At 40.0% G+C, this 20,888-nt stretch carries 22 protein-coding genes, 2 tRNA genes and 1 pseudogene; 14 read left to right on the forward strand and 11 right to left on the reverse strand.

Going from position 1 to position 20,888, the window contains the following annotated elements; all coding sequences use genetic code 11:
- Window positions 1–87 precede the first annotated feature (87 nt).
- Window positions 88–1,221 (forward strand): bifunctional chorismate mutase/prephenate dehydrogenase, encoded by a 1,134-nt coding sequence (gene tyrA, locus ACU8V8_RS04190; RefSeq protein ID WP_446888934.1) that lies wholly within the window; start codon window positions 88–90, stop codon window positions 1,219–1,221.
- A 68-nt stretch (window positions 1,222–1,289) separates the two neighbouring features.
- Here tyrA and ACU8V8_RS04195 read toward each other — a convergent pair whose 3' ends face one another.
- Both ACU8V8_RS04195 and ACU8V8_RS04200 read right to left on the reverse strand, forming a co-directional pair.
- On the reverse strand, window positions 1,290–1,439 hold the full coding sequence (locus ACU8V8_RS04195) for a hypothetical protein (protein ID WP_446888935.1): 150 nt from the start codon (window positions 1,437–1,439) through the stop codon (window positions 1,290–1,292).
- 52 nt (window positions 1,440–1,491) lie between these two features.
- Window positions 1,492–2,838 carry a methyl-accepting chemotaxis protein gene (locus ACU8V8_RS04200; protein WP_446888936.1) on the reverse strand — a complete coding sequence of 449 codons (1,347 nt, stop codon included), beginning with the start codon at window positions 2,836–2,838 and terminating at the stop codon, window positions 1,492–1,494.
- Window positions 2,839–3,300: 462 nt separating this feature from the next.
- Here ACU8V8_RS04200 and gshA point away from each other — a divergent pair, with 462 nt between their 5' ends.
- Both gshA and ACU8V8_RS04210 read left to right on the forward strand, forming a co-directional pair.
- The gene (gene gshA / locus ACU8V8_RS04205; RefSeq protein ID WP_446888937.1) at window positions 3,301–4,878 is read left to right on the forward strand and encodes a glutamate--cysteine ligase; all 1,578 of its coding nucleotides are present in this window, start codon (window positions 3,301–3,303) and stop codon (window positions 4,876–4,878) included.
- Between the two features lie 139 nt (window positions 4,879–5,017).
- Window positions 5,018–5,610 (forward strand): annotated as a pseudogene (locus tag ACU8V8_RS04210) (transglycosylase SLT domain-containing protein).
- A gap of 65 nt (window positions 5,611–5,675) precedes the next feature.
- Here the strand turns inward: ACU8V8_RS04210 and ACU8V8_RS04215 are convergent.
- The 3 genes from ACU8V8_RS04215 to ACU8V8_RS04225 form a co-directional block, all read right to left on the reverse strand.
- Entirely contained in the window at window positions 5,676–6,512 is an 837-nt protein-coding gene (locus ACU8V8_RS04215; protein WP_446888938.1) for a mechanosensitive ion channel family protein, read from the reverse strand.
- Between the two features lie 143 nt (window positions 6,513–6,655).
- The gene (locus ACU8V8_RS04220; protein WP_446888939.1) at window positions 6,656–7,924 is read right to left on the reverse strand and encodes an HlyC/CorC family transporter; all 1,269 of its coding nucleotides are present in this window, start codon (window positions 7,922–7,924) and stop codon (window positions 6,656–6,658) included.
- Between the two features lie 61 nt (window positions 7,925–7,985).
- Window positions 7,986–8,792, reverse strand: coding sequence for a cytochrome C assembly family protein (locus tag ACU8V8_RS04225; protein ID WP_446888940.1), 807 nt, complete (start codon window positions 8,790–8,792; stop codon window positions 7,986–7,988).
- A 256-nt stretch (window positions 8,793–9,048) separates the two neighbouring features.
- On the opposite strand from ACU8V8_RS04225, the gene ffh reads away from it, so the two are divergent.
- The 5 genes from ffh (at window position 9,049) to rplS (ending at window position 12,650) form a co-directional block, all read left to right on the forward strand.
- Complete coding sequence (gene ffh, locus ACU8V8_RS04230; RefSeq protein WP_446888941.1) at window positions 9,049–10,428, forward strand: signal recognition particle protein; 1,380 nt, start codon at window positions 9,049–9,051, stop codon at window positions 10,426–10,428.
- Window positions 10,429–10,687: 259 nt separating this feature from the next.
- Complete coding sequence (gene rpsP, locus ACU8V8_RS04235; protein WP_058561214.1) at window positions 10,688–10,936, forward strand: 30S ribosomal protein S16; 249 nt, start codon at window positions 10,688–10,690, stop codon at window positions 10,934–10,936.
- Between the two features lie 17 nt (window positions 10,937–10,953).
- Window positions 10,954–11,490 carry a ribosome maturation factor RimM gene (gene rimM / locus ACU8V8_RS04240; RefSeq protein ID WP_290209618.1) on the forward strand — a complete coding sequence of 179 codons (537 nt, stop codon included), beginning with the start codon at window positions 10,954–10,956 and terminating at the stop codon, window positions 11,488–11,490.
- Window positions 11,490–12,257 carry a tRNA (guanosine(37)-N1)-methyltransferase TrmD gene (gene trmD / locus ACU8V8_RS04245; protein WP_087530755.1) on the forward strand — a complete coding sequence of 256 codons (768 nt, stop codon included), beginning with the start codon at window positions 11,490–11,492 and terminating at the stop codon, window positions 12,255–12,257. The genes rimM and trmD overlap by 1 nt, the downstream gene beginning before the upstream one ends.
- A gap of 33 nt (window positions 12,258–12,290) precedes the next feature.
- A complete protein-coding gene (rplS, locus tag ACU8V8_RS04250) occupies window positions 12,291–12,650 on the forward strand; it encodes a 50S ribosomal protein L19 (RefSeq protein WP_087530754.1) in 360 nt (119 codons plus the stop codon).
- Window positions 12,651–13,125: 475 nt separating this feature from the next.
- Here rplS and ACU8V8_RS04255 read toward each other — a convergent pair.
- Both ACU8V8_RS04255 and ACU8V8_RS04260 read right to left on the reverse strand, forming a co-directional pair.
- Window positions 13,126–13,210 (reverse strand) — tRNA-Tyr (locus tag ACU8V8_RS04255).
- A 48-nt stretch (window positions 13,211–13,258) separates the two neighbouring features.
- Window positions 13,259–13,343, reverse strand: a tRNA-Tyr gene (locus tag ACU8V8_RS04260).
- Window positions 13,344–13,455: 112 nt separating this feature from the next.
- Here ACU8V8_RS04260 and ACU8V8_RS04265 point away from each other — a divergent pair.
- From ACU8V8_RS04265 to ACU8V8_RS04280, 4 genes are all read left to right on the forward strand, one after another.
- Window positions 13,456–13,977, forward strand: a complete 522-nt coding sequence (locus ACU8V8_RS04265) for a VC2046/SO_2500 family protein (RefSeq protein WP_446888942.1) — start codon at window positions 13,456–13,458, stop codon at window positions 13,975–13,977.
- 145 nt (window positions 13,978–14,122) lie between these two features.
- A complete protein-coding gene (locus ACU8V8_RS04270) occupies window positions 14,123–14,431 on the forward strand; it encodes a DUF6172 family protein (protein ID WP_256826992.1) in 309 nt (102 codons plus the stop codon).
- Between the two features lie 109 nt (window positions 14,432–14,540).
- On the forward strand, window positions 14,541–15,131 hold the full coding sequence (locus ACU8V8_RS04275; RefSeq protein ID WP_446888943.1) for a hypothetical protein: 591 nt from the start codon (window positions 14,541–14,543) through the stop codon (window positions 15,129–15,131).
- A 154-nt stretch (window positions 15,132–15,285) separates the two neighbouring features.
- Window positions 15,286–16,233, forward strand: a complete 948-nt coding sequence (locus ACU8V8_RS04280; RefSeq protein WP_446888944.1) for a general glycosylation pathway protein — start codon at window positions 15,286–15,288, stop codon at window positions 16,231–16,233.
- Between the two features lie 63 nt (window positions 16,234–16,296).
- Here ACU8V8_RS04280 and ACU8V8_RS04285 read toward each other — a convergent pair whose 3' ends face one another.
- Window positions 16,297–16,536, reverse strand: coding sequence for an RNA recognition motif domain-containing protein (locus tag ACU8V8_RS04285; protein ID WP_256826989.1), 240 nt, complete (start codon window positions 16,534–16,536; stop codon window positions 16,297–16,299).
- 210 nt (window positions 16,537–16,746) lie between these two features.
- Between ACU8V8_RS04285 and ACU8V8_RS04290 the strand changes: the two genes are divergently transcribed.
- Entirely contained in the window at window positions 16,747–18,033 is a 1,287-nt protein-coding gene (locus tag ACU8V8_RS04290; RefSeq protein ID WP_446888945.1) for a VCBS domain-containing protein, read from the forward strand.
- A 70-nt stretch (window positions 18,034–18,103) separates the two neighbouring features.
- The gene (locus tag ACU8V8_RS04295) at window positions 18,104–18,823 is read left to right on the forward strand and encodes a hypothetical protein (protein ID WP_446888946.1); all 720 of its coding nucleotides are present in this window, start codon (window positions 18,104–18,106) and stop codon (window positions 18,821–18,823) included.
- A 120-nt stretch (window positions 18,824–18,943) separates the two neighbouring features.
- On the opposite strand, the gene lipA is transcribed toward ACU8V8_RS04295, so the two are convergent.
- Genes lipA through ybeD form a run of 3 tightly spaced genes read right to left on the reverse strand, consistent with a single transcriptional unit; the run spans window position 18,944 to window position 20,857 of the window.
- A complete protein-coding gene (gene lipA / locus ACU8V8_RS04300; RefSeq protein WP_256826986.1) occupies window positions 18,944–19,909 on the reverse strand; it encodes a lipoyl synthase in 966 nt (321 codons plus the stop codon).
- Window positions 19,906–20,559, reverse strand: coding sequence for a lipoyl(octanoyl) transferase LipB (gene lipB, locus ACU8V8_RS04305; RefSeq protein ID WP_446888947.1), 654 nt, complete (start codon window positions 20,557–20,559; stop codon window positions 19,906–19,908). Before lipB ends, lipA begins: the two co-directional genes overlap by 4 nt.
- Window positions 20,560–20,578: 19 nt before the next feature.
- Window positions 20,579–20,857, reverse strand: a complete 279-nt coding sequence (gene ybeD / locus ACU8V8_RS04310) for a DUF493 family protein YbeD (RefSeq protein ID WP_446888948.1) — start codon at window positions 20,855–20,857, stop codon at window positions 20,579–20,581.
- Window positions 20,858–20,888: the final 31 nt, after the last annotated feature.

Here is a 20,888-nt window from a genome sequence, read left to right on the forward strand (position 1 = left end):
CGATCCTGTTAGTATTTATCGTATTGATTAGTTTACTTTTATGTAAACTTAAGTTTGCGTTTTAGTGTTTTATAGGTGGTAGAGTTCGTGGCAGATATAAGAGATTTAGATCAATTAAGAGCAGGGATTGATGAATGCGATGCGCAGTTAGTGGCATTACTGGCGAAACGTAACAGTATAACTGGGCAGATCGGCGCGATTAAGCAACAAACTGGTGCGCCTTTACACGCGCCTGATCGTGAAGCTGCACTCCTTGCTGCACGCCGCGAAGAAGCAATCAATCAAGGCGTGAACCCTGAATTGGTCGAAGATATATTAAGGCGCATGATGCGCGAAGCTTATCAAAATCAACAGGCTAAACTTGCTTGCGCCGCACCTAATTTATCACCGATCGTAATTGTGGGTGGCGAAGGCGCTATGGGGCAATTATTTGCTAAGCAATTTCAGCGTTCTGGCTATGAAGTGAAAATACTGGATAAGTCACAGCAACATAATGCTACTGAGCTCTTGCGTGGTGCTAAATTGGTTATGGTCAGTGTGCCAATCAATGCATTAGAGACCGTAGTAAAGGCATTACCTAAGCTCGATGAAGATTGTCTGTTAGTTGATATCACGTCAGTGAAACAGGCACCGCTAGCTGTTTTAAAAGCCGCCCATAATGGTCCAGTGGTTGGATTACACCCAATGTTTGGTCCTGATATATCACATTGGGTGAAGCAAACAGTCGTGGTGTGTGAAGGGCGAGAGCATCACATAGCGAAAGGCTTACTCGAGCAGTTACAAGTGTGGGGCTGTCAATTAGTAGAACTTAACGCAAAGAAGCATGATGAAGCGATGCAGATAATTCAAGTTATGCGTCACTTAACTACATTTGTTTATGGACAGTTTTTAGCAAAACAAGGTCATACACTTGAGGAGCTTCGCAGTTGTTCTTCGCCTATTTACCAATTGGAATTAATGATGGTCGGGCGTTTATTTGCTCAATCACCAGAGTTGTATTCAGATATTATGCTGGCGCAGTTTGATAATGTGGAGGAGTTATTAGCTCAATACCAAGATACCTTCGCACAAACTTTAGAGAAGTTAAAAGCAGGAGATAAAGAAGCATTGATGAATGCATTTGCACAAGCAAAAGCGTATTTCTCAGATTCAACGGCGCACTTTTTAACTCAAAGCCGCAGCTTACTTAATAAAGCAAATGACGCAAAAGTACTCGATTAATATAAAGGATGAGTAGGCTGATTTTTTATCAGCCTACTACAACTGAGCTAATTGATTAGTAATACACTTTATACTTTAAAAGTAAGTAAAATGTCTTTCACCTTACGTGAACCTTCCACCAAATGAGCTGCATCTTTAGCGACATTAAAACTCAAGTTTAAGTTTTCATCACTAAAGCCTTTAATTTGCTCTACATTAATACCAATATCACTACTCACTGTTTGTTGCTGCTCTGCGGCAGTGGATATTTGTGTTGCTAGTTGTGAAATCTCACTGATTTGCGCAAAAAATACTATCTAACTCAACTTGAGTGTGTCCAGTGGTATTAACACATTCATCAGCTTGTGCCTTGGTGTTTTTCATCACCGTAGACCAATTAAATAAGGTATCTTGAATTTCTTTAATTGAACTGTGGATTTGTGAAGTAGCGCGTTGGGTACGAGACGATAATGCACGAACTTCATCAGCAACAACAGCAAAACCTCGGCCATGTTCACCTGCTCTTGCGGCTTCAATGGCTGCATTGAGAGCTAATAAATTCGTTTGTTCAGCGATACCTTCAATTTCAGTCATTACTTGACCAATTTTATCCGCTTCCGTGGCCAGCGCATTTGCAGTACTCGCTGCTTGCTCCACTTGAGAAGCCAGATCTGAGACCATTGAACTATTATCAGCTATGTGGGCTTTTATATCAGAGCAACTTTGATAAGTTACATTTACTTTCTCAGCGGTGTCTTGAGTACTATTAGATATTTCACCAATGGTGGCACTCATCTGTGACATCGCGGTAGCTATTTGGCTTAAACGTTGACCTTGTGCTGAGATACCTTGCTCTGTAAGCGATGATTGATTATCTAAATTTTGGGCTATCGTATTAAAGGTTACCGTAGCGTCTTTGACACGACCAAGTACGGTACGTAATTTGGCGTTGAGCATTTCACGGTTGTACTCACTAATACTAAAAGGGTGAGCACCAATGTAAATATAGCGAGAGACCGAGTCAAACTCTGCTTTTTGTTGCTTTAAAGCCAACGGCGTCACAATGAGCTCGTCGTAATTGAGTAATATAATTAAACCTAAAAAAACTGTCGCAAAAAGTGCTACAGCCATAGATGTGTAAACAGCGAGTGCTAGCAAACCTACGATGGCTAAAATAACGCAAAGTAGCTGTCTGACTCCAACTTGCTCTCTGAATGAGCTGACGGATTTACCTTCATTTATTTTTTTGTATAGCGCAATGGCTCGCTGTTTTAGTTGCTCTGAAGGTTTTGTTCGTACTGATTGGTAGCCAACAAGTTGGCCGTTTTCGAAAATAGGCGTTACAAAAGCATCAACCCAATAATAACGGCCATCTTTGCAGCGGTTTTTCACCATGCCACGCCATGAATGACCTGCTTTTAGTTTTTCCCACATTTCTTTAAATGCATCTTTGGGCATATCAGGGTGACGGACAATGTTATGGTTTTTACCTACTAACTCTTCTAATGTGTAACCTGCAATGTCACAAAAAGCCTCATTAGCGTAGGTGATTACACCACGCAAATCCGTTGTGGAAACTAGCTCTTGCTGTTGTGAAAAAGAAACTTCTTCATTTATTAATTCGTGACCCCGACGCATGGGCTTTCCTTAAACATACTTTTTTATTAACGCCAATTATAAAGTTAATACTTAGTTTATAAAGTAAAAATACTTAAATATAATACTTTCAAGTAACTAATTGTAGTTTTACTGATCTGAAACAATAAATAGTTAAATTTATTTAGCTCTTGTAGTAATACTTTGAACAGTAATAGGTTATTACCCGGTCTGTCTTATCTACATTATTTTAACGCACAGCAGTGGTGCAATTAAAGCAATTGTATAATCACCTTTTCAATGGCAAGATTACTACAATAAAGCAAACTGCTATGAATGGTTTTGGGTATTGTGTTGGCAATGTCAGTATTTTTGCTGTAATGCGCATAATAGTTATTATGCTAAATAGTGGGAATGAGTGTGATCTTAACTATTAAGCCTTGAGTATTATCATTTTGCCCCCATAGACTTAGGATTAAGCCACGTGGCTCGAGGAAATATTTTTTGACAACACATGATCTAACTTCAACGTTAACAGCGTTATCTCCAGAACAACATAAATACGCAATTAAAGGTATTCAACGTGGCATTGAAAGAGAAGCTCTAAGGATTAAGCCTAATGGAGTTATTTCGCAACAAGGTCATCCCAAAGGTGTAGGGTGTGCATTAACAAATGGCCATATAACCACAGATTTTTCAGAAGCGTTATTAGAGTTTATTACCCCTGTTAGTGAGTCTGCCCAAGAAACATTAGCGCAGTTGCAAGACTTGCAAAAATTCACCTTATCGCAAATGGGTGACGAATTACTTTGGCCGATTAGTATGCCATGTTTTATTGAACATCAAGACGATATAGTTCTGGCGCAATTTGGTGAATCAAATATAGGTCGAATGAAAACCTTGTATCGTGAAGGTTTAAAAAATCGTTATGGCAGTATGATGCAAGCGATTGCTGGAGTGCATTTTAATATCTCATTTCCGACTACTTTCTGGCAAAGTTTACAAACAATTAAAGCTGATTCAGGCTCTTTAGATGATTTTATATCAGCGGGTTACTTAGGCCTTATTCGTAATTTCAAACGAGAGCTTTGGCTGATAAGTTATTTATTTGGCGCATCACCAGCGCTATGTAATTCCTTTTTACAAGGGCGTAAAACCAATTTGCCTTTTAAGAAATTAGGTAAAGGTACTTTATACTTAGAAACAGGCACCGCTTTGCGTCTGGGGGACTTAGGTTATACCAATAGCGCCCAATCGTCGTTAAAGGTTATGTATAACTCTTTAGATGAGTATGTCGCAGGGCTCAAAAGTGCAATCAATACACCGTCAGATATCTACGATAATATTGATGACTATAAAAGCGAGCTACCAAAGCAATTAAATAAAAATATTCTGCAAATAGAAAACGAATTTTACTCGCCAATTCGTCCTAAGCGAAATGCAAAAAGTGGTGAAACCCCAACTGATGCATTACTGCGCGCAGGTATAGAGTATATTGAAATCCGAGCGTTGGATGTTAACCCATTTAGTGAAACGGGTATTTCATTAGAGCAAATTCACTTTTTAGATGTATTTTTAACCTACTGCTTATTAAAAGATTCCCCAGATATGGATTGGGATTCGCAAACTAGAAGTACTGAAAACCTTGATTCCGTTGTAAACAATGGGCGCGATAGCTCATTAGAGTTAAATAAATCAGGTGTGGCAACTAGCTTAGTGCAGTGGGGTGAAGAAATATTTAGTCAGTTAGCTGACGTTGCTGCATATATGGATAATGCATATGGCACCGAACATTATGTAACAACAGTAAACCGTTTGAAGACATGGTTGCATGATTCATCACTGACTTACTCTGGTCAGTATGTGGAGCAACTAAAAGGCGCGAACATTGATAATGGGCACTTTGCTTTAGCGCTTGCCAAAAAGTATAAACTAAGCCATCAAGTAACGCCTTATCATGTTTATTCCGATGCTTATTTACAGCAACAAGCTATACAATCAATGGCCGATGAGAAAGCGATTAGCGCGGCTGATAGTGTGTCGTTTAAGTCATTTTTAGCGGATTATTTTAAAGCTAATTAACAGAAAAAAAACGCAGCCTAAGTTGGCTGCGTAAAAATTATTCAGGGATGAAACAATGCTAAACTGCGCATTCAAAAAGTAAGACTCATACTTTTATAAAAAGTTCGGCGAGTACTCAAAAAAATGAAAAAAAAAATTAATTATTTTATCGCTGGGAGCTATTTTAACTGGTTGCGCCACAGCTCCCCCAAGCAACCTAATGATATCTGTAAAATTTTTGAAGAAAAAAACGATTGGTATTATGATGCACGCGATGCTCAAGATAAATGGGGATCGCCAAAACATGTACTCATGAGCATGATGTACCAAGAAAGTTCGTTTCGTCATAATGCTGCGCCACCAATGGAATACTTTTTGTGGATAATTCCAACTGGCCGTGCGAGCTCTGCCTATGGTTATTCACAGGCAAAAACACCGACGTGGTCTGATTATATTCGTGAGACGGGGAATAGTGGGGCTGATCGTGATGACTTTGATGACGCTATCGACTTTATGGCATGGTTTGTTTATAAAACCAATAAGGTAAATGGGGTATCAAAATGGGACGCCTACGCCCAATACCTTAACTACCATGAAGGCTGGGGGGGTTATAAGCGTGGCACTTATAAAAAGAAAAAGTGGCTGATGAGCGTCGCTAATAAAGTCAAAAACCGTGCAAGCCGATATGGTGCACAATTACAAAAATGTGAAGATGATTTAGATAAAAGCTGGTTAGAGCGTTTATTTAGCTGATTTATCAAGTTTAAGTTAACGATAAGCCCGCAGTTGCGGGCTTTTTTGCGATTACTATTATGTAATTATTTACCAGGAAACTGGTGAATATGGACATCTCGTTGTGGGAATGGGATGGTGATATTTTCTTTATCGAAGGCCATTTTAACACGCTCGTATAAACCAAAATAGACTGGCCAAAAGTTATCAGAATCAACCCAAGCCCACACCAACATACCTATATGACTGTCGCCATGTTGGCTGACGTGTACCACAGGTTGTTTATTCTCTTCTTTTAGTACTAAATCATAATCGTTTAACACGCTCATAAGCACTTCACGAGCTCTTATAATATCGTCGCCATAACTGATGCCGAACTCAATATCAACGCGGCGGGTAGGCTCTGCAAACTTGTTTTTAACACAGCCATTTGATAATGCGCCATTTGGAATGATGATTTTTTCGTTATCATAAGTTAGTAACACAGTAACAAATATTTGTATTTCAACCACTTTACCCATATGACCTTGCGCTTCAATAACATCGCCGACTTTAAATGGTTTAAAGAACAATATAAGAACACCACCGGCAAAGTTAGCCAAGCTACCTTGTAACGCCATACCGACCGCAAGCCCAGCAGCACCGAGCATGGCTATAAATGAGGTGGTTTCTATGCCAATCATAGAGGCAACTGAGATCAGCAATAATACTTTTAAGATAACAGAGATAAACGACACTAAAAAGTGTGTCAGTCCTGCTTCAAATTTAACTCGCGCCATTGATTTTTCAGCCATATTAGAAATGCGGCCAATAAACCACCAACCAATAATTAAAACAAATATTGCGAGTAAAAATTTAGGGCCATACAACATCAGCATTTCGATAGCTTGGGTGTAAATGACTTCGATAGAAATTTCGTCCATTAAGGATTCTCCGTTAAGTATAAAATTAGCAGAGTCTATAATAGTCTAATATTTATGACTTAAATGAGTAATTGGGTCGGAAAATTCAGAAATTTTAAAGTGAAGAGGAGTAGAGTAGTATTTCACTACTCTACTTTAGAGACTTATACGTTACGTTTATTGGCTTGAATACGTACTAACTTGATCATGTTTTCTTTAACTTCAACGACTTCAATAGGGTAGCCTGAAATACGTAAACTTAAGTTAGTATCTGGAATGTCCTCTAAGTATTCAATAATTAAACCACTGAGAGTTTTAGGCCCATCAAGCGGGAATTCCCAATCCATTTCTTTATTCAGATCACGTACATTGGCACTGCCATCCACTAAGAATGAACCGTCTTCTTGCGGCACAACTTCTTCGCTAGGGGTTCGCGTTTGTGTTGTAGTAAAATCACCAACCACTTCTTCTAATATGTCCTCAAGCGTAACGAGGCCTTGAATATCACCATATTCATCAACCACTAAGCCAATGCGTTCTTTTGATTGTTGGAACTTAAACAGCTGTGTATTGAGCGATGTACCTTCTGGAATAAAGTAAATTTCACGAACAGCCCGTAGTAAAGAGGGTTTATCGAACTGTTCTTTTGTTAATAGACGTAGGGCGTCACGTGAGTGAATAAAGCCAACAGCATCATCAATTTGGTCACGGTATAAAAGCACGCGGGTATGCTGTGCGTGTGTTAGCTGTTTACTAATTAGTTTCCAGTCGTCATTGATATCGATAGCAATAATTTCATTGCGCGGGATCATGATATCTTCAACAGTAACTTGTTCTAAATCTAAAATAGAGGTCAACATGCTCTGATGGCGAGCGGGGATTAATGCACCAGATTCATTTAATACAGATTTTAACTCTTCTTTACTCATGCTGTGTTCGTCTATTTGTTCAGCGCTAATACCAAATAAACGCAACATTCCGTTGGTCATCCAATTGACTACGACAACAAACGGGAACAAAATTTTAAGTAACCCTTTTAGTACTACCGAGCTTGGGAAAGCGACTTTTTCTGGGTAGAGAGCAGCAAGGGTTTTTGGCGTAACTTCAGCAAAAATAAGTACAACAAGTGTCAGAACACCAGTTGCAATAGCGATACCTAAATCACCGTATAAGCGAATACCAATGATAGTAGCTACCTGAGCGGCAGCGATATTAACGAGGTTATTACCAATTAGGATCAAACCGATGAGTCGGTCAGGACGGCTCAGCAGCTTATTAACGCGTTTGGCAGCGCGATGGTTTTCTTTAGCGAGGTGGCGCAGACGAATTCTGTTGATTGACATTATGCCCGTTTCAGAGCCAGAAAAGTATGCAGAACATAAAATTAGAATACCGAGTATTATAAATAAAACACTCGTAGATATGCTGTCCAAAGAAGGATCCTTTTATTATAAATCAATGCGTATTAAGCGGTAGTGAGCAGCCTGAGTCAAGTTAAAACTTATTCAGAATAACTTCTTGTATAAAACGGCTGCCAAAATAAGCGAGGGTCAGGACAAATGCCGCGACCATAATAGCCAGTACAACTGGTTTTCCACGCCAGCCTTTAACTATATGCCCTAGCGTTACAATAGCAAATATTGCCCATGCAATTAATGACAAAATAGTCTTATGGATAAACTGACTTGCGAACATGCCGTCTAAAAATAAAAAGCCTGAAAGCAGTGCTGCGCTTAATAAAACAGTGCCCAATGTTAGCAAATGATAGAGCTGGCGTTCAACCACCATTAAAGGCGGTAAGTGGCTGTGAACAATCGCTAGGTCTTTGCGTTTTAAACGTTTATCAATAAAATAAAATTGCACACCGTATAAAGTCGCGATAATCAGGACACAATAAGCTAATAAAGACAGTGATATATGGGTGACTAGTGCGACTTCTACTTCAATGCTTTGCAGTAAAATGTGGTGGGGAATAAATAAGCTGGCAAAGGTCAGTATTGCCGCGAAGCCATAAACGACAGGGAGTAAAAGTGTTGCAGGAAATTTGAGTGAAACAGTCGTGACTGAAACCACGATGACCCAACAGGTAAGTAGAGCAACATTAACAATACTTAAATCTTGCCCATCAGTACGAAACACAGAATTAACTAACAACAGCATATGCGCTAAGATTGCTACTGTACTGAGTATGACAGTGAGCTTTTGGCTCGGCCCTTGTTGATGAAACAGCCGAGACAACACATGAGATGTCGCTAATACGTAAAATAAACTGGCAATAATAGTTAAACTAATAATCAGCATAGTGCTTTGGCCACTCAATTTGAGTCAAATAATCCTTGTTAAAGTTAGCCCATTGTATTTTATAGCAAGGCAAAAGCCTAGACTTTGTAAAAAGAAACTCAAACAGAGTACTTGAATACTGTATTGTGCGCCTAGATTTACGGTATACTGTTTTTAATTAAAATTTAAATTAATACTGATAAGCGTACTTTAGACTCATTATTTAGAACTGGTGAGTATGTATGTTATCAGTATCACGTTTTATCGGACCCTTTATATGTTTGAGAATCTCCAAGAACGATTAGGTAAAACCTTAAAAAATATTAGCGGCCGCGGACGCCTAACAGAAGACAATATCAAAGATACATTGCGTGAAGTACGCATGGCTTTTTTAGAAGCTGACGTTGCGTTACCTGTTGTTCGTGAGTTTGTAAAACAAGTAAAAGAACGTGCTGTTGGTGTTGAAGTCACCAAAAGTTTAAGCCCAGGCCAAGTTTTCGTAAAAATAGTACGCGAAGAACTTGAAAAAGCCATGGGTGAGGCAAACGAAGAGTTAAGCTTAAATGCCCAACCTCCAGCAGTCGTAATGATGGCAGGTCTTCAAGGTGCGGGTAAAACAACCAGTGTTGGTAAACTGGCGAAGTTTTTAAAAGAACGCAAGAAAAAGTCAGTGCTGGTAGTAAGTGCCGATGTATATCGTCCTGCGGCGATTAAACAGCTTGAAACGTTAGCGACTGAAGTTGATGTTGATTTTTTCCCCAGTGATATTTCACAAAAACCGGTCGATATTGCCAATGCGGCAATTTCTCATGCGAAAAAGAAATTCATTGATGTTGTTTTAGTTGATACCGCAGGCCGTTTACATGTTGATAGCGACATGATGGATGAAATTAAAGCGTTACACAGTGCGATTAACCCAATTGAGACTTTGTTCGTTGTCGATGCGATGACAGGTCAAGATGCGGCAAATACAGCTAAAGCATTTGATGAAGCACTCCCGCTGACGGGTGTGATCCTAACCAAAACAGACGGTGATGCACGTGGTGGTGCTGCTTTATCTATTCGCCACATTACCGGTAAGCCAATTAAGTTTATGGGTGTAGGTGAGCGCACCGATGCACTTGAACCTTTCCATCCCGACCGTATCGCGTCGCGTATATTAGGTATGGGTGACGTACTTTCATTAATCGAAGAAGTCGAAATGAAAGTCGATAAGGAAAAAGCAGCCAAGGTTGCTGAAAAAGTATTCAAAGGCAACGGTTTCACTTTGGATGATTTTGCAGAGCAATTAAAGCAGATGAAAAATATGGGTGGCATGATGTCAATGCTTGATAAATTACCAGGAATGGCTAATTTACCTGATGCAGTTAAAGGCCAAATGGGTGATAAAACCTTTATTCAAATGGAAGCAATCATCAGCTCAATGACAAAACAAGAGCGTGCGCGTCCAGAAATCATCAAAGGGTCGCGTAAAAAGCGTATTGCAGCAGGTTCAGGTACGCAAGTACAAGAAATCAATAAATTGCTTAAACAGTTTACTCAAATGCAAAAAATGATGAAAAAGATGAAAGGTAAAGGCGGTATGCAAAAAATGATGCGCGGTATGAAAGGCATGATGCCGCCGGGTATGATGGGCGGCGGCGGACCTAAATTTTAATACAGTAGTTAATTTTGCATAATAAACAGGCTAATTAATTTTAAAAAGAGGCGAAACGCCTCTTTTTTTGTGGATAATTTATGCATTCAATTGCTTACAACGCCTTATTTCACGCACAGATCAGTGTTTAATCTACTAAACTGGAATTTTAGATCACTTCTTACTTGCATTGTTGCTAAAAACTCGTACAATTCCCCAGCTCCCCATACTGGGGAGTAAATCTTATTAATGAAAACAGTCAATCTATTTAGAGGACGGTATGGTAACTATTCGTTTGCAACGTGGTGGCGCTAAAAAACGCCCTTTCTATCAAATTGTGGTTGCGGATAGCCGTTTCTCGCGTGACGGTCGCTTCATCGAGAAAGTAGGTTTCTTTAACCCAATAGCTTCAGGTCAGGAAGAAAAAGTTCGTTTAGATTTATCTCGTGTTGATCACTGGGTAGGTCAAGGCGCAGGTCTTTCAGATCGTGTAGCTAAGTTAGTTAAAGACGCTCGTAAAGCGGCTTAATAGGCGTAAGTGTAACCATGAGTCAAGAGAACACCTCATCAATAATTGTCGTAGGAAAGCTCGGTGCCCCGTATGGTATAAAGGGCTGGCTTAAGGTACATTCATTTACTGATGATCCCCAAGGGATCTTCGATTTCAGCCCGTGGTTGATAGGGCAGCAAGGTAAATGGCAGACCTTAGAAGTGGTCGACTGGCGTCGCCACAACAAAGGCTTTATCGCTAAGTTTGCGCAAGTAAACGACAGAGACCAAGCAATGGCTTATACCAATGTTGAAATTTCTGTGGATTCAGCGCAGCTACCAGAACTACCGCAAGGTGAGTTCTATTGGCGAGATCTCATTGGCATGTCGGTTGTAACTGATAAAGGTTATAACTTAGGCACTGTTGATGACCTGATGGAGACAGGCTCAAATGACGTATTAGTTGTGAAAGCAAATAATAAAGATGCATTTGGCCAAGCTGAGCGTTTAATTCCGTTTTTAACTGATTCAGTTATTAAAGAAGTTAAACACGAAGCGAGAGAAATTACCGTAGACTGGGATCCTGGCTTTTAATGAGTCAAACAAGTTCGTTGTGGGTAGGGGTTATCAGCCTTTTCCCGGACATGTTTGATGCCATTACACAGCAAGGTGTAACAGGTCGCGCAGTAAAAAGTGGTTTAATCGACTTTAACTGCTGGAATCCGCGAGACTATGCAACTGATAAGCATAGAACCGTTGATGACCGTCCTTACGGGGGCGGACCAGGTATGTTAATGATGGTTGAACCATTGAAACAAGCCATTCTTGACGCAAAAAAAGCGGCAGGTGATGGTGCAAAAGTAATTTATATGTCCCCGCAAGGGCGCAAATTAGATCAGCAAGGGGCGAGCGAACTCGCAAACTCTGAAAAGCTGATTTTGATTGCCGGTCGCTATGAAGGTATAGACGAGAGAATAATAGAGTCATATGTTGACGAAGAATGGTCAATTGGTGATTTTATTTTGAGTGGTGGTGAACTACCAGCCATGACATTAATTGACGCAGTAGCGCGATTAGTGCCAGGTGTGTTGGGGCATAACCAATCAGCAGAGCAAGATTCATTTTCGGATGGCTTGCTAGATTGTCCTCACTATACACGGCCAGAAACATTGGACGACAAACAGGTTCCTGCTGTATTACTCAGTGGAAACCACCAAGAGATAGCTAAATGGCGGCAAATGCAGTCACTAGGCAGAACTTGGTTACGACGTCCTGACTTGTTGCATAACCTAGCTCTGACTGAGGAGCAAGCGGTATTACTCGCAAAATTTCAGCAAGAGTACCAAAAAGCTTGTGGCTAGAAGACAGTTACACCTAGGAAAGTGAGAAACATAATGGCAAAAGTAAACCAAAATATTATTAAAGCGCTTGAAAATGAGCAGCTTAAAACAGACGTACCAGCATTCGGCCCTGGTGATACAGTAGTTGTACAGGTACGTGTAAAAGAAGGTGCTAAAGAGCGTCTACAGGCCTTTGAAGGTGTTGTAATCGCTAAGCGTAATCGTGGTCTTCACTCAGCATTCACAGTTCGTAAAATCTCGAGCGGTGAAGGTGTTGAGCGTGTATTCCAAACGCACAGCCCTCTTATCGATAGCGTAGCAGTTAAGCGTCGCGGTGCAGTTCGCCGTGCTAAGCTTTACTATCTACGTGAGCGTTCTGGTAAATCTGCACGTATTAGAGAAAAACTTAACTAATACGCGCTGTTTATCAACGCAGATAAAACAGGTTGTAGCCCTCGGGTTACAACCTGTTTTGGTTTTTGGGGTGCTTAAGGGAGAGTTAGCAAGAGTAAAGTAGTCAAGTAAACCACATCTATTCCGTCAATTAATATCCACTCAATATGTAATACGCTTTTAAGTCGTATTTTATCCCCGTCCATTTTTAAATTAGAACCAACCAGTGTCTCAAATGTAAACTCAGCCTCAGAGGCCGTGTGAGGCAGATTTACAGATTAAAATAATCGTAAGATAGAATATAGCAAACTAGGCATAGAAAGGCTTAGGGTGGTTTTGATGGCGCTAAAATAAACGTGTTTTAATTATTTAATCGCAGTGCGGATCAATAAGTAATTAGTCTAAAAATAGAGCGAGAGATGTACTAAATAGTTAATTAATTTTGAGATGTAAAATATAAGATGAAGATTAAAGTTGGTAGTACTGAGTAGAAAAGTGGTGGAGGGAGCTGGATTCGAACCAGCGAAGGCTGAGCCGTCAGATTTACAGTCTGATCCCTTTGGCCGCTCGGGAACCCCTCCACACTATTTTGTTACATTTGGCCCCACTTAACTTAGCGGTAAGAAAAGTGGTGGAGGGAGCTGGATTCGAACCAGCGAAGGCTGAGCCGTCAGATTTACAGTCTGATCCCTTTGGCCGCTCGGGAACCCCTCCAATGCAACGGCGCCGATAATAGCAAACTTATTATTTAAGTAAAGAAAAAAGCTAAAGAAATATCAAATAATGCCGATAAATATCTATTCATGAACATAATCGGCTAAAGTCTATGCAAATCGATGGATTGTTAATCACAGAGAGTCAGCTCGACAATCGCCTCGCGAAAAGCGTGAGTGAATCGCGTCGTGGCGAGTTTGCGTTACTTTTAGCAATGCTATCGCATGATGCCCTAGATTTTAGTCAGTTTCATTTACCAAAAACCCCATTTGGTGCTGATGCAAAAGAATGTGATGAATCCCAGCTACGCGCTGAATTAGGGGCCGGACCTAAACAACCACTTGCCCCAGATGAGTTTGATATGCTCATTGGTGAACATAACGCGCAACGTTTGCAACAAGCAGGCATGAGTGACATACGCTTACGTAGTTGTTTATCACCAGAGCCACTTGCTATTCGTGATGATAAAAATCACATCCCACTTCATATTATTGATAACTGTGAGCCAGTCGTTCGTAAGCGCCACTTTGATAAAGAAACCCAACTAGATAACCCCCAGATGGACGCAGCAGCCTTTTATGATAGCCTCAATAATGATGCCCTACATCAGCCCCTTCACTTAGCGCAAGCATGACACTGTATTGTAATAATTAGTCGTTAAAGTAATTTATTTCGTTAAGTGTAAAAAAAGCACCCAAATTTATATGCAGTTGCTATAATGCCCTTAAATGGGATTCAAAAATGCCATTATCATTAAACCAAGGTAATTTAGGAAAGTAATGAAGAAAACATTCACGCTGAATCACGAGAAAATCAAATACCCTCGCATGGTCGACGCTGCAAAGCATGAAGTGAAAAAATATTTGAAAAGAGAGCGTAACAAAACGTTACCGTTCGATGCTGATTATTGGGCATTTGATTGTAAATTTGGCAACACAGCCGAAGATGCACAGGTTGTGCATGTTGCTGAGATTAATAATTGTATCAGCGAAATTGAAAAGCAGGGTTTATCGTCTTTTTATGTTGAAATCATTGCAAGGCCAGCACAGCGCCAGTCACATGATTTTGATGACGAAGCAGATGATTAAGCAATAACTTGCTTTCACTGCTAGATAAATGGGCTTGAGTGCCCATTTTTTGTGCCTGAAATAAAACCGAGTTTAGGGTAAGCGTGTGAAAAATTAAAAAGGAATTGATATGCTCATTAGAATTTTACCGGTGTTAGTTTTGAGCTCGCTGCTTCCATTCTCAGTAATGGCCAAACAAAGCTGTGGCTTTACTAAAAACAATAGCCACCCCCTCAATGAGAGTGACTGGCGCTATGCGACAGATCCTCACGGTAGTACAGCATCCATTAAAAAAGCATTACTACACGAAGAGCAAGTATGGGTAGCTTTTAATAGGGTGCGACGAGTCGACGCTAAAAATAACTCCTGGGTTGAATTGATTTACGACTTACCGAATAAAACCCTCGCAGGTCAATCAGGCATTATGCTTGAATACAAAAGTAGTACCGATCTCGTCGTTAAACTATCGCAACAAGATTATGGTGGTGAGGGTGATAAAAGTTACGCTCATTATCAATATACATTGCCGGCACAAACTCATTGGCAAACTAAATGTATTAATCTGAGCGACTTTTCTCGTCCGAGCTGGACGCCTGCCAGCTCAGTAGATAAAGGTATAATAAAAGAGCATGTTGGCGCAATTTATTTAGTGCCAGATTTAAAGGATGCAGTGGGTGGCAAAGCGGTAGTTGCAGTTAAAAATATCAGTATTAGGCCTTAACTTATCTGCGATAATGAGTCATAGCCGCACAGATACGGTGCAACATGGCTCATTGTTTTCACTTTTTTAAAGTTAACCACCTGATTTATTTGAACTTGATAAAGTTGGTTCTGTTATTGCTGGATCCCATATACAGCGGTTTGGAGAAGCAACTATGGCAAGAATGAGTTACATAACTAGTGTTGAGCGTTATCAAGAATATCAAACAGTGATCCATGATTTACTAAACTCGATTCTCGCAACCTTGGAAGATGGCATTAAAAAGCAGCAAGATAACCGTTTGCTGGTAGCTCAATATCCGTTTTTAGAATTACAATATTGCTTAGATAAAGATGGTTTACAACAAGGTGATAACGTTTGTTTTAAACGTGAGTATATGAAAGTGCTTAATAACAAAGGGAACGCGCAAGATTTAAGTGATCGTCCTTACTTTCAAGAAATTCTCGCACATCAGCAAACCTGCTTTACTGCGCCTTATATCTCGATTGCCACGCAACACTTATGTATTTCAGCTATAAAGCCACTTCGCTCAGCTAAAACACAGGAAAGTTACTTAGTTGTTGATGTATGTTTGACTCAATTGATTGAGTTTATAATGGGTGATCGTACACGCGCAAATATGACACCATTTTTTAAAGCGGGTTACGGCGTTATTGTTAGTTGTCTGTTTTGTTTGGTGCTGTTCTTACTCTATAAAGTCTTTGGTGATATATACAATTTACTATTTACCAGCTCCCAAGCAGATGATCCATTAGAGCCATTTAGTATCATTATTTTTATAACACTTGCTTTGGCTATTTTTGATTTAGGTAAAACCATACTTGAAGAAGAAATACTCATGCATAAAGATATTTTTAGGCATAGCTCTACACGGCGAACGATCACGCGGTTTATATCAACGATTTTAATCGCGGTTTCAATAGAAGCGTTATTAACTATGTTTAAAGCTGCTTTAGGTCAATCGCAGTACTTACTACCGGCAATTTATATGATGCTTGCGGTAGTTGGTTTACTCGTGGCATTAGCTGTATACGTGTACCTTGGTGCTAAGGCCGAAACATTACTGCTTAACTCTCAGCGGGCTAAAAAAACCGAGTCATAGGGGGAAGATAGGGGTGTAGTGATTGATACAAAATCTGGTTTTGTATCAATCTCAGAATCGTGTCTAAGCGTCTGCTAACTTTACGCGGATTTTATTTTTATCTACATTACTTTGGTTAAGTGCTTTAATGGCACTAGCTGCATCTGCTTCAATGGGCATTTCAACAAAAGCAAAGCCTTTTGACTTACCTGTTTCTTTATCTAGCACTAGCGTACACTCTGCTACTTTGCCATGTGCGGTGAATAAAGTACGTATATCTTGCTCTGTCGTCGTGCGGGCAAGATTTCTTACTAATAGTTTCATAATAAACCATGTTTTAAAATAATTGCCCTAATTGTCTCAAGGAAACCTCAATTGACCTAGTGATTAATTAAAATACAAGAAAATACTTTACTGAGAATATGGTTTTGTAAAAACTTTTTGTAAATTGGTTAATTTTTTGTGGTTATTTAAAGTGCTAATTGGTAATTTGTATTTTCGGTTTTGTCCTTACCAAAATGTTGCAGGTTATCTATGAACAACTATAAATCTAAATTACAAACTGCGTCAGTTACATTGCTTATAGCAAGTACTTTAATGGCATGTGGTAGTTCGGGTTCATCGACTAAAACCAACGCAGAAGCCGAAGTGTCGGCCCAAACTCCAGCGACTATTACGGGAGATTTAAGCTCGAGCATTACTTCGCCATTAACGGTGTCTGTTAGTGGGAAATTAAATGTTACGGATGAACAAAGTGACGAAGCCGCATTTATAGAGCTAGCTAATTTTAGCACTGAGTATGGTGCTTTTACCTTAAATAGTATAGGAAATTGGTCATATAGCTTAGATATAAAAAATACTGCTGTTAAGCAATTGCTTGAGCAGCAACAATTACAAGACAGTATTGCTGTGAGTTCACTTGATGGCACAGTAGCGATGGTTGAAATTACAATCAATGGCAGTCAACAAGTAGCCAGTAGTGACTTTGTCGCTTCTTCAGAAGTCAGCTTAGAGTCTGACGGTGTTAATATAGGGCTTGATGCATATACGTTAATTGAGAATGTGTTTGCACAAGGGGCGATAGAAGCCCCTGATATATACGCAGGCAATCATCAAGGTGTTCAGCATATAATAGAAGATACAGATTCAATCGTAGGTGATCACTTTGTATTTTTAGCTCATCGCGATGAAGACCAAGATAAAGACAAAGGCCCCAGTGACAGGCAACGCAATGAAATAAAGGCGTATGATAAATCACCTCAAGAGACCCTCGCTTATAAAAGGGATACTTTTCAGTATAGTTGGAAGTTTAAAGTCAGTAGTGAGCTTGAACTAACCAGTAAATTTAGTCATTTTTTTCAAATAAAAGCCCGTAATACAAGTAATGATAATAGTAATGGCAATGACGACCAGCCGATAACCACTCTCTCTGGCGCGCAAAAAAACAGTACCGGTAATCAACTACAAGTGCGTTACAGTGCTGGATTTGATGAAAATGGTAACAGCACAGGGCTTGATAAAAACCTTATCGAAACCGACTGGTCTCTGATCACCGACGAATGGGTGAAAGTGTTTGTACAAGCAACTTTTAATGAAGATGGCAAGTTTGAAATGACGTTAACTCGGTTAAGTGATAATGAAGAAATATTTAATATTAATGAGCAACACATCGACATGTGGCGAGGCTTTGACGATGATGATTTTGCACGTCCTAAATGGGGCATCTATCGTTCAATAGTAGAAACCGATAGCCTTCGCGCTGAAGAAGAGCAAGTACGATTTGCTGATTTCGTTATTAAAAAAGGTACCTTGGCACAGTAGTAATAGCTTGCTAAATAAAATGTGCTGACAGCCGATATAAACTAATAGCGATATTAGCAAGGAAAATAATATGGAAGTTAATTCAAATAATACCAATTTAGCATCGCAGTTTATATTGACTAGTTCAGAAGTGAAAATCAATAAACCTGTCAATAGTAAAGAGCAGTTAAATAGTGAAATGGAGCGCCTAGCGAAGGATGCATATCATAAAGATCAGCCTAAAGAGCCTGAAGCGACCTATGATAAGCCAATGAATATAACAACAAATAATGTTGTATCAACAAGAGAAGCAGAAGAAAAAGCGTTAAATAATATTCGCATCGCTACTGTGAATCTCTACCTGCCTGGCGGTGAAGTATCTCAGTCTGTGGAAAAGATGTTTACCCAGTATGACGATATTATGGCTGAAATAGTGGCCGAACAACCATCATTAGCGAATAAAGATTGGGGGTTATCAATCAGTCAATCAGGTGAGCTAGAAGTTACAGGTGCCATTAGTGATAAAGAGAAAAGTCTTATATCTGAGAAATTAAATGACAACGGGGATTTTGTGGCCGCCGCTAATGAGTTTAAATCGAGCTTTCTAGAGCACATTGGCTTGGGAGTTAGGGGGTGGTCAAGTTACGACGTAAACGAAGATAATTTCTCAAAAACATTTGATTTAAAAGAAATATTGGATAATTCTCAAGGCACAGAAAGCTTTAAACAGGCTTGGAATAAGGACTTTAGTTGGCTTGAGTTAAACGATAGTATTTCTGCACAATTGAGAAGGAATGCTACAAAGTTTTAGAACTTGGGTAATACAAATCCTAATAAGGGCTTTCTAGTGGCCATTGGAAATTAGTTCGAAACAAAAAAGCCCTTAGTAATTTAATTGCTAAGGGCTTTTTTAATGCGTTTTAAAAAGTAATTATTTTACTTCTTTACCAGCGGCTTGTTGATCAGCGTGATAGCTTGAACGAACAAACGGGCCAGAGGCTGCATGGGTAAAGCCAATCTCATCAGCGTATTCTTTAAGCGCGTCAAACTCTGCAGGTGGCACGTAACGTTTGACTGGTAAGTGATGTTTTGATGGCTGTAGATATTGACCTACAGTTAGCATGTCGACGTTGTGTTCACGTAAATCACGCAATACTTCTTCGATTTCGCTAATTTCTTCACCTAGGCCGACCATTAAGCCTGATTTAGTTTTCACTTCTGGGTGTGCTTCTTTAAAGCGACGCAGTAATTCTAATGACCATTTATAATCCGCACCTGGGCGCGCAAGTTTATATAAACGCGGGGCAGTTTCGAGGTTGTGATTAAACACATCAGGTGGCGTCTCGATTAATATCTCTAGCGCACGGTCCATACGACCACGGAAATCAGGTACTAAAATCTCAATGGTAATAGTTGGGTTGTGCTTGCGAATTTCGCGAATACAATCGGCAAAATGTTGTGCGCCACCGTCACGTAAATCATCACGGTCGACCGAGGTAATAACCACGTAGCTAAGCTTCATGTCTTTAATTGTCAGTGCGAGCTTTTCAGGTTCTGCGGCATCCGGTTTTAATGGGCGACCATGAGCTACATCACAAAACGGACAACGACGGGTACATATTGCCCCTAAGATCATAAATGTTGCGGTGCCGTGGTTAAAACACTCAGACAGGTTGGGGCATGACGCCTCTTCACAGACCGAGTGTAAGCCGTGCTTACGCATTGCCTGCTTAATGCCGTCGATACGTTCAGTTGATTTTGGTAAACGTATTTTTAGCCACTCTGGCTTGCGCAACATTTCAGTTTTTTCAGTCGGTAATACTTTTACTGGGATCAACGCCATTTTTTCTGCGTCGCGTAGTTTTACCCCTGGTTCCATCTTGACTGGTTTATTCATTCGTTTTCAAACCCTTCAGTATGCTTAACTTGTGTTGCGTTAAGCTTTTTTATCATGTGTTTAACTAATCCATTACCTGCTTGTTCTAGGCTTTGTGGACCGTTTAAATCAGTTGTTTGCACCATGTTCATACCTGCATAACCGCACGGGTTAATACGTAAGAATGGGCTTAAATCCATGTTAACGTTCAAAGCTAAGCCATGGAATGAGCAACCGCGACGAACGCGAAGCCCCAGAGATGCTATTTTACTATCGTTAACATAAACCCCAGGTGCGTCAGCTTTTGCGTAAGCATCGATGTCATATTCTTTTAATGTATCAATGATACATTCTTCTAGCCAAGTTACTAATTCGCGCACACCAATTTTTAAGCGGCGTAAATTAAATAATACGTACATCATTTGTTGGCCAGGACCGTGATAAGTGACTTGACCACCACGGTCAACCTTAATAACTTCAATATCACCAGGGGCAAGCAAATGCTCTTCTTTACCCGCTTGACCTTGAGTAAATACTGGGTCGTGCTCAACTAGCCAAATTTCATCGGCAACGGCATCATCGCGAGTGTCGGTAAACTCTTGCATTTTTTGCCATATCGGCATGTAACGCTGGCGGCCTAATTGGCGTACGATTAGCGTGTTTTCGCTCACTGCAAACTCCAATTATGGCTTAAAGCATGTGACGGACGTCATCGATATTGCTGATCACGTTGTAGATTTCTTCGATGTGTTTGCCACTGGTAACGGTTGCAACAACTGTCACTGATTCGTAGTTGCCTTTGCTGCTTGGCTTTACTTTAGGTGCATAATCACCTGGCGCAAGCGGCTGTAACTTTTCAAGAATTTGGTCAGTTAAATTTACGTTTGCTAAGCCCATGATTTTAAATGTAAATGGGCAAGGGTACTCTAAGTACTCATCAAATTTAGTATTTTCTACAGGTGTAGCCACGACGATGACTCCTCACTTAATGCTCTAATAA

The sequence above is a fragment of the Pseudoalteromonas sp. SaAl2 genome (assembly GCF_052947895.1).